15 protein-coding genes are annotated in these 14,525 nt (G+C 64.0%); 4 read left to right on the forward strand and 11 right to left on the reverse strand.

Going from position 1 to position 14,525, the window contains the following annotated elements:
• Window positions 1-72 precede the first annotated feature (72 nt).
• From NKI69_RS00540 to NKI69_RS00550, 3 genes are all read right to left on the reverse strand, one after another.
• Window positions 73-831, reverse strand: a complete 759-nt coding sequence (locus tag NKI69_RS00540; protein WP_023811603.1) for a metallophosphoesterase family protein — start codon at window positions 829-831, stop codon at window positions 73-75.
• Between the two features lie 236 nt (window positions 832-1,067).
• The gene (locus tag NKI69_RS00545; RefSeq protein WP_023811604.1) at window positions 1,068-2,150 is read right to left on the reverse strand and encodes an acyltransferase family protein; all 1,083 of its coding nucleotides are present in this window, start codon (window positions 2,148-2,150) and stop codon (window positions 1,068-1,070) included.
• A 115-nt stretch (window positions 2,151-2,265) separates the two neighbouring features.
• Entirely contained in the window at window positions 2,266-4,173 is a 1,908-nt protein-coding gene (locus NKI69_RS00550) for a propionyl-CoA synthetase (protein ID WP_023811605.1), read from the reverse strand.
• A 209-nt stretch (window positions 4,174-4,382) separates the two neighbouring features.
• On the opposite strand from NKI69_RS00550, the gene NKI69_RS00555 reads away from it, so the two are divergent.
• The 4 genes from NKI69_RS00555 (at window position 4,383) to NKI69_RS00570 (ending at window position 7,303) form a co-directional block, all read left to right on the forward strand.
• Complete coding sequence (locus NKI69_RS00555; protein ID WP_031213397.1) at window positions 4,383-5,165, forward strand: DUF2259 domain-containing protein; 783 nt, start codon at window positions 4,383-4,385, stop codon at window positions 5,163-5,165.
• A 445-nt stretch (window positions 5,166-5,610) separates the two neighbouring features.
• A complete protein-coding gene (locus NKI69_RS00560; protein ID WP_013528093.1) occupies window positions 5,611-5,895 on the forward strand; it encodes a PqqD family protein in 285 nt (94 codons plus the stop codon).
• Window positions 5,895-6,329: a lasso peptide biosynthesis B2 protein gene (locus NKI69_RS00565; RefSeq protein ID WP_023811607.1), complete on the forward strand. Its 435-nt coding sequence runs from the start codon at window positions 5,895-5,897 to the stop codon at window positions 6,327-6,329. Before NKI69_RS00560 ends, NKI69_RS00565 begins: the two co-directional genes overlap by 1 nt.
• Entirely contained in the window at window positions 6,326-7,303 is a 978-nt protein-coding gene (locus NKI69_RS00570) for a phosphoenolpyruvate carboxykinase (ATP) (protein WP_023811608.1), read from the forward strand. The genes NKI69_RS00565 and NKI69_RS00570 overlap by 4 nt, the downstream gene beginning before the upstream one ends.
• Window positions 7,304-7,310: 7 nt before the next feature.
• Here the strand turns inward: NKI69_RS00570 and NKI69_RS00575 are convergent, their stop codons facing one another.
• The 8 genes from NKI69_RS00575 to NKI69_RS00610 form a co-directional block, all read right to left on the reverse strand.
• On the reverse strand, window positions 7,311-8,330 hold the full coding sequence (locus NKI69_RS00575) for a nucleotidyltransferase family protein (RefSeq protein WP_023811609.1): 1,020 nt from the start codon (window positions 8,328-8,330) through the stop codon (window positions 7,311-7,313).
• A gap of 63 nt (window positions 8,331-8,393) precedes the next feature.
• Window positions 8,394-9,380 (reverse strand): dihydroxyacetone kinase subunit DhaK, encoded by a 987-nt coding sequence (dhaK, locus tag NKI69_RS00580; protein WP_023811610.1) that lies wholly within the window; start codon window positions 9,378-9,380, stop codon window positions 8,394-8,396.
• Between the two features lie 89 nt (window positions 9,381-9,469).
• A complete protein-coding gene (locus NKI69_RS00585; RefSeq protein ID WP_128302874.1) occupies window positions 9,470-9,892 on the reverse strand; it encodes a hypothetical protein in 423 nt (140 codons plus the stop codon).
• 11 nt (window positions 9,893-9,903) lie between these two features.
• Window positions 9,904-11,490, reverse strand: a complete 1,587-nt coding sequence (gene ptsP, locus NKI69_RS00590) for a phosphoenolpyruvate--protein phosphotransferase (protein ID WP_023811612.1) — start codon at window positions 11,488-11,490, stop codon at window positions 9,904-9,906.
• Window positions 11,474-11,776 (reverse strand): HPr family phosphocarrier protein, encoded by a 303-nt coding sequence (locus NKI69_RS00595; protein ID WP_023811613.1) that lies wholly within the window; start codon window positions 11,774-11,776, stop codon window positions 11,474-11,476. Before NKI69_RS00595 ends, ptsP begins: the two co-directional genes overlap by 17 nt.
• A gap of 21 nt (window positions 11,777-11,797) precedes the next feature.
• Window positions 11,798-12,187: a dihydroxyacetone kinase phosphoryl donor subunit DhaM gene (dhaM, locus tag NKI69_RS00600; protein ID WP_013528085.1), complete on the reverse strand. Its 390-nt coding sequence runs from the start codon at window positions 12,185-12,187 to the stop codon at window positions 11,798-11,800.
• Window positions 12,184-12,786 (reverse strand): dihydroxyacetone kinase subunit DhaL, encoded by a 603-nt coding sequence (gene dhaL, locus NKI69_RS00605; RefSeq protein WP_023811614.1) that lies wholly within the window; start codon window positions 12,784-12,786, stop codon window positions 12,184-12,186. Before dhaL ends, dhaM begins: the two co-directional genes overlap by 4 nt.
• A gap of 72 nt (window positions 12,787-12,858) precedes the next feature.
• Window positions 12,859-14,502, reverse strand: coding sequence for a dihydroxyacetone kinase subunit DhaK (locus NKI69_RS00610; protein ID WP_023811615.1), 1,644 nt, complete (start codon window positions 14,500-14,502; stop codon window positions 12,859-12,861).
• Window positions 14,503-14,525 lie beyond the last annotated feature (23 nt).

The following is a 14,525-nucleotide window of genomic DNA, read 5'->3' on the forward strand; positions in this document are numbered from 1 at the left end:
TCGGTCATTGCGCGCGTGGGGCCACTTTGAGGTGTATCGATCTTCAGGTCAGCACACCTGAACATCGATGCGTCAGGAGAAGATCAGCCTGCCTTGCTTGTCGGCGATCCTGACGGCGGTCAGGCGTCCGCTCTGGAAGGCGGCTGTGTCGATGCCGAGCCGGCGCCCTTCGAGCTTCGGGACATCCACCGGCGTATGCCCGTGCACCACCCAGCGGTCGAGCAGGTGTGTTGCCTCGAAGAAGTCCGAACGGATGGTAATTAGGTCGTGGTCGGTTTGCGCCGCAAGGTCGACGCCGGGCCTGATGCCGGCGTGGACGAACACGAACTTCCGCGAGCGGACCATGATCGGCAGCCCGCGTAGGAAGCTGACGTGATCCTCTGGAATGATCTCCCTTATGCGCCTGTCGATCTGCGCGCTGCTCCCGTAGAGGCTGGTGAGGCGCGCCGGATCGATGCCGTAGGAAAACAGGGTTTGCAGGCCGCCCGTCGCCAGCCAGGGCTCGCGCGACAAATGTCCGTCGAGATAGTTCAGCATGGCCACTTCGTGGTTGCCCGCAAGACAAATGCGCTGAAACCCTTTCGGCGCCGGCGCCAGAAGGTGATCGAGCACCCGCGCCGACTGGAGCCCCCGGTCGATGTAGTCGCCAAGCATGACGATGATCTTGCGGCTCTGGAAGCGCAGCGAATCGAGCAGGATGTTCTGCTCCAGGGCGCGGAGTTCCTTGTAGCAGCCATGCACGTCGCCGATCGCGTAGACAACGGCATCCTGCATGTCGATATCCAGGCGCGGACGCGCCGCGATGCGGGGTTTTCGCTGGAACAGGGTCACGTGCGGCGTCTCGAGGCGAACTCTCATGCGGAAGGCATAAGCGCCTGATATCTTGCCCGAAACGGAGAATTCCGCAATCGTGGAAAATGCAACCACGCCGGGTTGGGACCGCCAATGCATGTCGCCCAAAAATGAGCTCGGTTTTGGAAGAACGGCCTGTGTGGAAACAAAGCCTGAATCCGCTCAGGCGCGACATGCTTTACGTCGGCCGTTGGGCCGGTAATGCCGGATCGTCGTCAGGCTGCCTTGAGCCGATAACGGAAAACGGTGTGGTCGAGCAGCAGCCGGATGCGTGGTTCGGCCTCGATCGCCACCAGCCAGCTTGCCGCGATCATCGTCGCGCCGACGACCGCCATCGAGAACAGATGTGGCAGACCGGCGCGGACCAGGATGCCGAGCAGGGCCGCGCCGACGACATCGTGCAGCAGGTAGAGCGGATAGGTCATCAGGCCGATCCGGCGCCAGCCGCTCCACGAAAGGTCGAGCCGCAGCGACCATGCCATCAGCGCGATGCCGATGAGGAAGATGAGGATCGGCGGCGCGAACGGCATATCCCGCCCGACCTTCAGGATATGAACGTCGACCGAACTAGCGATCTGCAGCACACCACCGGCCAGGAACAGGGCGCAGAAGGCAAGTCGGGCGCCTGTCACCGCCTTGAAGCGCATCAGCCACAGCATGACGCCGGTGGCGAAGAAAACGCCGTGATGCACCAGAAGCAGGGCGAGCGTGCGTGTTTCGGCAAGATCGGCCCAGCCGAGCGGGTAATACAGGCACCAAAACAGCGTGCTGACCAAGCCGATGGCGACGGCCACAATCTCCATCAGATGGAAGCGGCCAAGGCTGAGTAAGATCCAGACGATAGCATAGAAGGCGATCTCGATGCCCAGCGTCCAGTAGACGCTGTCCACCCAAGGCGCGTACGGAACGAACAGGCCGGTGCGTAGGAGCCTGATAACGGCATCGGTCGGCCAACTGAGGCCGACAAGCAGCAGCACCACCGCCGTGACCGGTGCGCAGATCCAAACCGCCGGCGCCAGCCGTTTCACCCTTGCTTCGAAAAACTGTAGGGGTGTCGACCTTTCGGCGCTGAAGGCGATGACGAAACCGCTGATGACGAAGAAGATCTGGACGCCGACCCAGCCGGATTCGACCCAGGCGCCTATTGCCGGCTGCGGGGGAACGCCGCCCGTCGCGCGCGCCGAAACACCGTCCGGATACGCCCACACCCAGAAGCCATAGTGGTAAACCATGACCATGAGGGCGGCGAGAAAGCGCAGGATGTCGACGCCGCCAAATGTAATCTTCTTTTGAGCCATGCGACCTGTGTCGATGGCCCCCCGCAAGCACTGTAGGGCGCATTGCTGCGTTGCACAATAAAAGATTGCTCGTCGATCCGAAAAGCGGCCTCGACAAGCCAAAGCCTTCAGCCGCTCAAAGGCCGATCCCACGGTCCTTCAGGGCCTTGGTGATCTCCTCGAGGATGATCGGATCGTCGATCGTCGCCGGCATGGTCCATTCTTCCTTGTCGGCGATCTTCTGCATGGTGCCGCGCAGGATCTTGCCCGAACGCGTCTTGGGCAGGCGCTTGATCGTCACCACCGTCTTGAAGGCGGCTACCGGGCCGATGCGTTCGCGCACCAGGCCGACCACCTCGTTCTCGATGGAGCCGACATCGCGGGTTACACCTGCGTTCAACACCACGAAGCCCAGCGGAACCTGGCCCTTCATGGCGTCGGCAATGCCGATGACCGCGCATTCGGCGACATCGGGATGGGCCGAAAGCACCTCTTCCATGGCGCCGGTGGAGAGCCGGTGGCCGGCGACATTGATGATGTCGTCGGTGCGGGCCATGACGTAGAGATAGCCGTCGTCGTCGACCATACCGGCATCCGCCGTCTTGTAGAAGCCGGGGAACTCGTCGAGATAGGCTTGGCGGAACCGTGCGTCGGCATGCCACAGCGTCGGCAGGCAGCCGGCCGGCAGCGGCAGTTTGACCACCACATTGCCCAGTGTGCCGCGAGGCACCTGATGGCCAGCATCGTCGAGCACGCGGATGTCGTAGCCGGGCATCGGCACGCCGGGCGAGCCGTATTTCACCGGCAACAGGCCAAGGCCGGCGGGATTGATCGTCATCGGCGAGCCGGTCTCGGTTTGCCACCAATGGTCGACCACAGGCACACCTAGCTTCTGCTCCGCCCATTTGATGGTTTCCGGGTCGGCGCGCTCGCCGGCAAGAAACAGCGTGCGGAATTTCGAGAGGTCGTGTTTGGCAATGAACTCGCCCTTCGGGTCCTGCCCCTTGATGGCGCGGAATGCGGTCGGCGCGGTGAACAGCGCGACCACGCCATGCTCCGCTATCACCCGCCAGTAGGTGCCGGCATCGGGCGTGCCGACAGGCTTGCCCTCGAACAGGATGCTGGTGCAGCCATGCAGCAGCGGTCCGTAGACGATGTAGGAATGGCCGACCACCCAGCCGACATCGGACGCCGCCCAGAACACCTCGCCCGGCTTGACGCCGAACTCGTTTTCCATCGTCCATTTCAGCGCGACCATGTGGCCGCCATTGTCGCGCACGATGCCCTTGGGCTGGCCGGTCGTGCCCGATGTGTAGATGATGTAGAGCGGATCGGTGGCCAGCACCGGCACGCAATCGACATTGGCGCCCGCTGCCCGTTCGCGGGCGACCGCATCGGCATAGTCGATGTCGAAATGCTCCTTCATCTCGCAGCGCAACTGGTCGCGCTGCAGGATCAGGCAGGCGTCCGGCTTATGGCGGGAGATCTCTATCGCCTTGTCGAGCAACGGCTTGTAGGCAACGACGCGGCCCGGCTCCAGGCCGCAGGATGCCGAAATGATCAGCTTCGGCCTGGCATCGTCGATGCGGGTGGCAAGCTCATGCGAGGCAAAGCCGCCGAAGACCACCGAATGCACCGCGCCGATGCGGGCGCAGGCGAGCATGGCGATGGCCGCCTCGGCCACCATCGGCATGTAGATGATGACGCGGTCGCCCTTGCCGATGCCGCGATTCTTCAGCACAGAGGTGAGTGCAACTACCTCGCGCTTCAGCTCGGCATAGGTGAACTTCCTGACCATTCCTGTGATGGCGCTGTCATGGATCAGCGCGATCTGATCGGCGCGCCCGCCCGCGACATGGCGGTCGATGGCGTTGTAGCAGGTGTTGCAGGTGGCGCCGGTGAACCAGCGGCCATAGACGCCGGCCGCGGCGTCGAACACCTTGTCCCAGGGCGAATACCAGTCGATGCCGCTAGCCGCGTCCGCCCAGAAGCGCTCCGGGTCGCGCTTCCAGCCTTCATAGACCTCGTGATAGCGTGAAGCCATCCGTACCTCCCCGGGAAATGTTTTCTTCCTTCCAGATAGCGCGCTCTAACCTTGGCCGCAAATCCACGCCATTGTGGCGACGGCATCGACCTGGCGCTTGGGGGCAAGCAGCTATGAATTGCGAGACAGGATTGGGGTTGGTGATGTTTGCTGCTGTGCGGTTCATCGGGCGCTTTGCGCAATCATCGGTCACGGGCGCCCTACTTGCTATGTCCACCGGAACCGCTGAAGCCGGCGATGCCGCGGCACGGCACATCATCGGCTTTTCGCCGGATGGCGCTTATTTCGCCTTCGAGCAATATGGAACGCTCGACGCCGGTGTCTCGGACTCCGGCTGGTCGCAGATCGATATCATCGATACCCGTACGGATCAGGTGGTTGGCGGCAAGCCGATCCTCGTCGTCGACGAGACGGAGGAAGCGACACTGACCCTGGAGCAGGCGAGGGCGCAGGCCGCCGCTCAGGCAGCGCCCGTTCTCGCCCAATATGCGATCACATCTGTGGCCGAGCAGGCCGCTTCCGACAAGTTTACCTTCCCGGGCGAAATGGTTGCCTACAACGACATCTCCCGCCTCGAACAGGTGTCGCGGAAATGGCTGGCGCCGCTCCATGGCGAAACAGGCATTTCGACCATCCAGCTCGACGAAATCCTGGCGGCCAGCGCGACCGATTGTTCGGCGAGTTTCGATGCGACGCAGCAAGGCGACCAGGCACTTCAAGGGGAAAAGCCACTTCAAGGTGAGAAGGCAGGCAAGGCGCTCGGCTTCCGGCTGACGCTCCAAGGCCAGGATGGCAAGCCGATCAAGATCCTGCACGAGGACAAGACCGTGCCGGGCTCAAGAAACTGCCCGACCTCCTACAGCCTGTCGGAATCCTACCAATTCACCCCGGCCGGCAAGCCGGCGGTGATCGTCGTGCTGGTCCAGCGTTTCAGCCAGGGTTTCGAGGGGCGCGATCGTCGCTTCCTCGCGGTGACCGGGCAGCCACGCTGAGAGGTTGCGCCCAGGCGCCGGCAGCCGCTGTGTCTGAAGGTTGTTTCTAGATCGGCAGGGCCACAAGCATGAAGCCAATGCCGCCAGCGATCAAAATGGCTGTAGCCAGCGCTTTTCTGTGACGTTCGAAGCTCGTCGGAGCTCGCTCCCAATTGTAACGCATACGCTATCTCCCCAATACCCGGACAGGTTTTATCTTACTTAGGGGAAGAAATGCAACGTCCGCTGCCGGCCGGCCCGCTGCTTGTCACATTTCACCGATGACTATTTCTGGGACGAATGCGGCCGGGAAGACGCAACCGAGCAGGTTCTAACGCGACTGGGGCGGAGAATCTGTCAGCAAAGCCGTTGGTCCGGTGCACTGGGCTCCCATGATCGGCTGATAGACAGCGCTCCACCTCCGCGCTATCTGATTTCCGGGATGAGCGTGGCTTGGAGGGGCGTGGTGGAAATAGTCTCTGGAACCGTTCTGCGGCTAGCCGAGGATGCCTCCGTGCAGCATGTGGGCGATGGCGCAGTCGTGCTTTTGGCGCGCAGCGGCCAGCTTTATACATGCAACGGCACGACCGAAGCCTTTCTCGACAAGGTGGACGGCGCGCGCAACCTCGACCAGATCGTCGACCTGCTTTGCGAGGAGTTCGAGGTTGACAAGGGGACGCTCGATCAGGACATGGCGGCACTGGCCACGGATCTGATCTCTGAAGGTATCCTCGCCGCGCCAGGTGCTTGATGGCTGACGGCCCGCTCCTGCGCGCTCTGTTTCGCTGCCATCTCTGGGCAAGCGCGCGGCTGATGCCGGTCCTTGTCACCAACCGGAGCTTCGAGGAGGTGCTCAAATGGGCGCCGCTCGCCTCGTCGACGCCCTATCGCGGTCTGCCGTCCGCCTACATCGTCGCGAGTGTCAACCGCGCCGTCCGCCATCCCTGGCTGATGCGTGACCGCAGGTGCCTGAGGGAGGGTCTGCTAGGTCATCGTTTCCTGCGCCTAGCCGGTTTCGATCCGGACCTGCGCTTCGGCGTCGATCCGCAGTCGATGCAAGCGCAGCGCCTGGCAGCGCATTGCTGGGTCTGCCTCGATGGCAGGCCGGTGGTCAGCGACAAGCTTCCCGGCATGGTCGAAATCTATCGTCATCATGCCGATGCCGTAAAGGCGCGCCCCGCTTGACCAGACCTTCAGCCTGCTATGGCCTCAACGGCCTGATCCTTGGCATATCGGCCGAGCGCCCCGAGCTGTGGCAGGATTTCGACCGGATGCTGGGCAGCCTGCGTATCGCGGAACCCGTCGAGCCGGACTTTCGTCTCGAGATCGCCGAGACAGTCACCTTGGACGAGGCACCCAACGGATCCCTCGTCTTCGATGGCGAGGTGCCGGAGGATGGTCACTGCCGGATGATCGAGGATGGTGGTATCATCCATCTGGTCTTTCCCGAGCGTCAGACCGTTGCCATCAATGGCGTGGCGGGCTGGGCCGAACTCCGGATCCGCCCTGGCGCGAAAGCCGCGTGGACACCGGCAATGCTGGTGCTCGACGCCGCGCTCGACGCCGGTGGCCAGCATATGCTGCACACTGCCGGCTTGACGTTGCCGGACAGCGATGCGGTGGTGCTGATCCATGCTCCGAGCGGCACCGGCAAGACCACGACGTCGCTCGCGCTGGCAACACAGGGCTTTGGCCTCTGCTCCGACGACGCCATGATCCTGAATGTCGCTTCTGGCAAGGTCGTCGCCTGGGGCTTGCCGCGCGCCGTAAAAATCCACCAGAAGACTGCCGAAATGATCCCGCAGGTGGCGCGATGCCTTGGCCAGACGTGGGATCGCAACAGCGAACAGCCCGTCCCGCTTGAAAGGCTGAGTGGGATCGTTCGGGTCGAAAACGCGACCGCCCGGCCGGTGGCGGCCCTCCTGCACCTGGCGCGTTCCGCCGACAGCCAGACCCGGCTCGTCGCCATGGCCGGGACCGACGCAATGGTGGCGCTGGCAGTGGACAATGTCCGCACGGGCATGACCGGGCTGCTGCCCATGCAGAAGCGCCGGCTGGCGACCATCGGCGGGCTGGTCAATGCGGTGCCGACCTTCCGGCTGGAGGTGGGCGCGCGCCCGGCTGACGCTGCGGCGCTGATCAGCGCCACCCTGGATTGACGTCAAGTCAGGCTACTTGCGGCCTGGCCTTGGCCAATCTCTGGATCCACCGGAAGGCGTCGCGGCGCAGGCGCGAGCCCAGTCTGTCCCTGGAATTGACGCCGAGCAGCGTATTCGTGGTGATCAACCGCTTGGCCAGCCGTATCGAGAGATCGGGCTTGATCCGGGCGGCGAGTTCAAGCGCTCGGCTCTCCTTGAACAATTGGCCCGTCACATCGAGCACAACAGCCAGTTCGAGTTCGATGCCGGTCATGCGGGCAGCATCGAACAGGCATGTTTCCGCTTCCGGCGACTGCAGCGCCCGCACCCCTTGCAGCACGTCGACGCAAAGCTGCAGCCGGTGGAATTTGTGGCCGCCGGCGGCGTGAACGATGGCGATCGTCAGAAGAGCCGCCGGCGTGTCGGTCGCGTCGCCGTCAATGGCGCGCAATTCTGGGAAACCCAGCGACAGGCGCCGCCGCATGCCGGTGTCATGCACGAGGTCGCCATGCAGTTCGACCAGCAGGCTGGAATTCTCCTTTTCGAGCCATTTGAATTCCTGCAATTCGTAGGATTCGGCCTCGTTGCTGCCAAGCTCGAAGCCGCATGCCGCGATCACCCGGTTTGCCCTGGCCAGATTGGCGGGTTCGACGAGGATGTCGATATCGGTGAACGGCCTGTCGGCGACGTTGCGGTAGAGCTTTCGCGCGAAGGCCGGCCCCTTGACGATCCGCGCCGGAATATTGTCCGCCGCCAGTCCCTTCATGATGCGGTCGCCATGATACTTCAACAGCATCGACTGGCCGGTGGCGATCGTCGCTTTCTGGCGCAGGTCCTCCAGTTTGTCTCCCAACTCCTGATCCGATGGCAGTTGCGCGTCGCCGCTGAGCTTGCGCAGCATGATCGGCAGGACGCCATGGAATTCGGCGTTGTCGAGCAGCGACATCAGCGTCTTTGCCGACAAATTATCGACGTCGACAGTCGGCGCTTCCGGATCTGCGTAGCGCAGCAGCAGCTTTTCTTCGGCAGGGGTAAGCGGTGGCAGCATCAACCCGGACAATGTTGCGATTGAAGGGAAAGATGTTGCAGAAAAGCAGGGTGGAAGCCAGCTTTACATACCCCAGCGCAGCGCTGCCGTGTGTACCGGCGCATCCCAAAATCCGGTCGTCTCGTCGTCGAGCATGGTCAGCGTGATCGAGCAGCCGGCCATGTCGAGCGAAGTGACGTAGCAGCCGACCAGCGAACGGGCCACCGTCACGCCACGCTTCTCGAAGATCAGCCGTGCGCTGTTGTACATCAGATAGAGTTCCATCAGCGGCGTGCCGCCGAAGCCGTTGACGAACAGCAGCGCCGGGCCTTTCGCCTTGTCGCCGAGATCGCCCAGGATCGCGGCACAAATCTCCTGCGCGATCGCATCGGCGCTTTTCAACGTGTCGCGCCGGCGGCCGGGCTCGCCATGGATGCCGACGCCGAATTCCATCTCGCCGTCGCCGATGCCGAAAGTCGGCTTGCCCGCCGCCGGCACCGTGCAACTGGTCAGCGCCACGCCCATCGAGCGGGTTGCCGTGTTGACGCGGTCGCCCAGCGCCTTCAACGGCGCCAGCGCCAGGCCATGTTCGGCCGCCGCGCCGACGATCTTTTCCACCACCAGCGTGCCGGCGACGCCACGCCGGCCCGTCGTATAAGAAGAATTCTCGACGGCGACATCGTCATTGGTCACGATCTGCTGGACGCCGTCCGACATCTCGGCCGCCATGTCGAAGTTCATCACGTCGCCCTCATAGTTCTTGACGATGAACAGGCAGCCGGCGCCGGTGTCGACGGCTTGCGCCGCCGCCAGCATCTGGTCCGGTGTCGGCGAGGTGAACACCTGGCCGGGGCAGGCGGCGTCCAGCATGCCGTGACCGACAAAGCCGCCATGCAGCGGCTCGTGGCCGGAGCCGCCGCCCGAGATCAGCGCCACCTTGCCCGGCCGCAAGGTCTTGCGCCGGATGAATTTGTGCGCGTCGCCAAGCACCAGGATGTCGGCATGGGCGGCCACGAATCCGTCGAGGCTCTCGGTCAGCACCGTGTCCACCGAGTTCATGAACTTCTTCACGATCGTCTCCTCCGGAAATAGGCCTTCCAAACAATTCCAGGAAAAGTGTGTCGCGTTTTTTCCGGAATTGCGTAAAACAAAGCGTTCGATCAGCTACCCTTGCCAGTGATGCTGGTGATCTTCTGGATGAAGTCGTTTACCGCTTTGTCGAGCGCGGCGTTCTGCTTGTCGTCGCCGAAATCCGGCACGATCAGCGAGACATGCCGCGTCTTGCGCATGCCTGATGCGATCGACATTTTTCCCGGATGCGCCTGATGGTAGGCGGCGAGAAACTGGTCACGCTCGGCCGGGCTGAAATGGCACACCGAAAAGATAGCCGGCAAATGTTTTGACGGAATCGGGATCGAATAGGCCGGGCTGGAAATCTGCGTGACGAAGCTGCGGTGCTTGCCAAGCGCATCGGCAAGGCGCTGGCGCATGCCGGATGGGCGCTGGTCGATGACGTGCGACAGGATCGTCTTGTAGGCGCGGATCGCCTCCTCGGAGCCAGGTTCGGGTTTGATGTCGACCATGCCAGCCGCGCCTAGACAGAAACGTCCGCGATGGCTGCCTTGGCCATGGCGAGTTGCGCCGGAGCGACGGAAAGATCGCGCAGGCCGGCCTCGAGCAGTGACGGTATCGAGGCGGGATCGCCGCCGGCATCGCCGCACAGGCTGACCGGTATTTTTTCTCGTTCGCCAAACGCGGTCACGGCAGCGATCAGCCGCAGCACGGCTGGATGACGGACCGAATTGAGATGGGCCACGGCAGCGTTGTCGCGGGCGGCCGCCATGACATATTGGGTGAGGTCGTTGGAACCGATCGAGAAGAAGGCGGCCTCTGTAAAGGCTTCCGGCACGATCGCCACCGAAGGCACCTCGACCATGATGCCGAGCGGCGGCATCTTGTTCGCGATACCGCGCGCGGCAAGTGCTGCCTGTTCCTCGGCGAACATCGCCGCAGCCTGTCGGTATTCCTCCACAATGGCGATCATCGGGAACATCACTTTCAGACTGCCATGCACGGCGGCGCGCAGCAGCGCACGGATCTGTACACGAAACACCTCCGGTCTTGCCAGCGACAGCCTGATTCCGCGTTGGCCGAGGAACGGATTGCTCTCGTCGACCGTGAAGCCTGGCACCGGCTTGTCGCCGCCGGCATCGACGGTGCGGATCGTCACCGGCTTGTCGCCGGCCCACTCCAGCACCTTGCGGTAGGCGCGATACTGCGTCTCCTCATCCGGCAGCGACTTGCCGAACAGGAATTCGGTGCGCATCAGGCCGACACCGTCGCAGGTGGCGATGTCGATGCCGTCGACTTCGGACGGGTCGGCGATGTTGACCTGCACGCGTACCGGCGTGCCGGTCCTGGTCGCCGCCGGCCGCGCCAGGAAAGTCCCGGCTTGGTCGCGGCGCACCGTGAACGACGAAGACAATTGGCGGAAGGCGTCGATTTCAGCCTTGGACGGCAACAGCACGATGCCGCCATGTTCGGCATCGAGCAGTACAATGCCGGCAAAGTGAGCCGGCAAAGCACCAAGCCCGACTATCATGGGCACGCCGCGCGAGCGCGCCAGCATGGCGACGTGGCTGGCTGTGCTGCCCGCCTTCAGCGCGATGCCGCCGCCGCTGCTCCAGTCGGTTTCGAGAAAGCGCGTCGGCGCGATGTCCTCGCCGTAGAGAATGGCGCCGGCTGGAACCTGGACGTCACCAGCCTCGGTCAGTGCCCGCAGCACCTGATCCCTGATGTCGCGTATGTCGGCGGCACGTGCGCGAAAGTAATCCTGGTCGGAAGCATCGTAGCCGGCGATTTCGGCGTCGAGCGCCTGCCGCCATGCCTGATCGGCCGGCTGGCCGGCGTGGATAGCGGCAAAGGCCAGGCTGCTCAGCGCATCATCTTCCAGCATGGCGATCTGGAACTCGAGGATGTCGGCGGCGTCGCCTTCAGCCGCGTCTATCAATGCGGTGAGGCGGCCCGCCGCGATGGCGATTGCGGTTTCGAGCGCCGCCTTCTCGTCGTCGGCCGTTTCTTTGCCGACATAGGAGCCGACAGTCTGGTCGAGATCGAACAGCGGCCCTTCGGCATAGCCGGCCGAGGCCGAAATGCCTTGCAGCCTAAGCGGTTCGGACATGGTCCGTGCCTTCGTCGAAATCGCGGCGCACCAGCTCGACCAGCGCATCGACGGCATCATCGGCGCCGTCGCCGCTGGCCCTGATATGCAGCAGCGTGCCTTTCGGCGCCTTGGCCGCCATCACCTTGACGATGCTCTTGGCGTCGAACCATGGCCCGTTGGCGGCCAGCGCTATTTCCACCTCGGCGGCGAAAGTCTTGGCCAGCTTGGTGAACTTCACCGAAGGACGCGCGTGCAGGCCCACCTCGTGGGTGACGACAACGGTCGCTTCGGCGGATGCGGACATGTCTTCAAGCTTCCCGTTCACTCACGACGGCGACAATTCGTGCGCCGTCGCCACCACTTCCCTGAGCGAGGCGCCGCCTGAGGCCTCGGTCGCCGCCATCACCGCGCCTTCGACGATCGGGGCGTTGCAGACGATGATCTTGTGCGAGCGTGGCTCGCCGATCATCTCCACCGCCATTTCCGAGTTGGTCTCGGCACCGCCGAGATCGACCAGAATGGCGACACCGGCTTCCGACCAGGCCTTGTCGATGGCGCCCATGATCGCCTCGACATTGGTGCCGAGCCCGCCATGGCCGTTTCCGCCGCACCATGCAAGCGGCACTTCGTCGCCCACCATCTGGCGCACCATGTCGGCCGTGCCCTCGGCAACCAGCGGCGAATGCGAAACGATGACGATGCCGACATTGCTCATGGCTGACCTTCCAACGTTTCGACGATCGTGCGCACCAGAAGCGCGGTCGAACGTGCACCGGCATCCATGTGGCCGATCGAGCGGTCGCCAAGGAACGAGGCGCGGCCACGCAAGGCTTTCATAGGCACGGTCGCCTCGGCCGCCGCGTCGGCGATATCGGCGATTTCAAGAGCTGTCTTTCCCTGCAGCAGCGCGTCATGCACCGGCTGCAGCACGTCGAGCAGGGTTTTTTGTCCGATCTGCGATTTGCCCCGCGCGGCCACCGCTTCGATCGCCTTGCCGAACGCTGCCGTCAGATTGGCGCGATTAGGCGCCGCTGAAATCTCCTTGCCGAGCGCCAGGAACAGGGTGCCGAATAGCGGGCCGGAGGCGCCGCCGACCGTCATCACCAGCTTGGTGCCGATCGCCTTCAGGGCATCGGGCAGCGGTTTGGCCGAAAATGCTTCGGCTTCGGCGCGCACGGCCTCGAAGCCGCGCTTCATGTTCAGCCCGTGGTCGCCGTCGCCGATCGCCTGGTCGAGCGCCGTCAACTCCTCGGCGTGAGCGGCAATGGTATCCGCAGCGGCCGCGATCAGCCGGGCAAGGTTCAATGCCGCCATGTCACCCGCATTCCCGGTTTCCATGCCGCCCGCAGTATCGAAAGAACGCTCATTCGACAACTGGAGCATGAATCAGGCCGCTTCGTGGAGCGCGGCCGCCGCCGCGAAAACCTCGGCCACTGCATAGGCGCCGGGGTCGGCCACGCCTTGCAGCTTGCTGCCGACATAGGCGGACCGCCCGGATTTTGCCCTGTCCATGGCAGCGGTGGCCTCGGCACCATGGCGAGCCGCGATAGCCGCTTCGTCCAGGCTCTTGGCATCGAGCGCTCTGAGGGCAGGCTCCAGGGCATCGACCATTGTACGATCCCCCATCCTTGCGCCGCCATAAAAGGTCATCCGCTCAAGGCCGGCAAGCAGCGCCTTGGCCAAGCTCGCGCCGCTATCCAGAGCCTGCGCCGCCGCCGTGAAGAAGATCGACAGCAGCACGCCGCTGGAGCCGCCCATCGAGGCGCTCAGAATGTCGCCCATCGCGCCAAGGGTCGCCGCCGGCTCGGCAAGCGGCAGCGCATCAAGCCGCTCGAGGATGCTGCGCGCGCCGGTCGCCACCGTCGAGCCCGTGTCGCCGTCGCCCGCCTTGGCGTCGAGCCCGTTCAACGTGGTTTCCAGCGCGATCAGTCGTTCGCAGATGGTGACGAGAAGAGAGCGGGTCCGTGCATCCTGGCTGGGCTTGCGTGCCGCGCTCTGTCCGGCCGCTTTCGCCATCGGCACCACGGCAGGCGGCACAACCGGCTTTGCCGGCATCCAGGCGTGCGGACCGACCGGCGCCTGCAAGGCCGTCTCGCGCGCGGGGTCGAGCCGGATCAGCGACAGCGAGAAGCCGTTCATGTTGAGCGCCGTCATCAGCGGGCCCGGGCCGATCGCCAGCTTGATGGTTTTGGCCAGCGGCGAGGCAAGCACTGCGTTGGCGATAACGGACATTTCGAGCGGCGGCACCGAACCGAGATTATTGATCAGCAAGGCGTGGCCGGCCTTGGGATCAAGCCGTGCCGCTAGGCGCGCCGCCATGATCGCCACCAGCCTGTCGGCGCTCTGCACCGCAATCCGCTCGACGCCCGGCTCGCCATGGATGCCGAGGCCGAGCTCGCCATCGTTCTCGCCGAACCTGTCTTCGTGCGGCTGGCCGGGAATCGAGCAGGACGACAGCGACATGCCGAGCGAAACAACGTCCTTCGCTGCCGCTCGCGCGACAGCCGCTATATCGGCAAGATCGTGCCCGGTCTCCGACAGGTGGCCTGATATCTTGTGGACGAACAAGGTGCCGGCAACGCCGCGCGGCTGGGCAATGTCGGGCAGCGCGATGTCGTCGGCGACGATCACCATCTCGACGGCAAAACCCTCGGCGCGCGCCTTCTCTGCCGCGAGGCCGAAATTGAGACGGTCGCCGGTGTAGTTCTTGACGATCAGCAGGCAGCCGGCCGAACCGGTGACCGCGCGAATCGCTGCCAGCACCGCCTCGACGCTTGGCGAGGCAAAGATCTCGCCCGAAACCGCCGCCGTCAGCATGCCCTTGCCGACGAAGCCGGCATGGGACGGTTCGTGCCCGGCCCCGCCGCCGGAGACGACGCTGACTTTCGTCCTGTCCCAGTCGGTGCGCAGGATGACCTTGATCTCGGGATAGCCGTCGAGGCGCGCGAGATCGCCGGAGCCAATGGTCCGTAACAGGCCGTCGAGCGCCTCGGTGACGATCGTTTCCCTGCGATTGAAAAAGTGCTTCATCGAATTCGTCCCGTACTGGCAAA

Origin of the sequence: Mesorhizobium sp. M0491, from assembly GCF_040321265.1 — a bacterium.
Classification (GTDB): domain Bacteria; phylum Pseudomonadota; class Alphaproteobacteria; order Rhizobiales; family Rhizobiaceae; genus Mesorhizobium.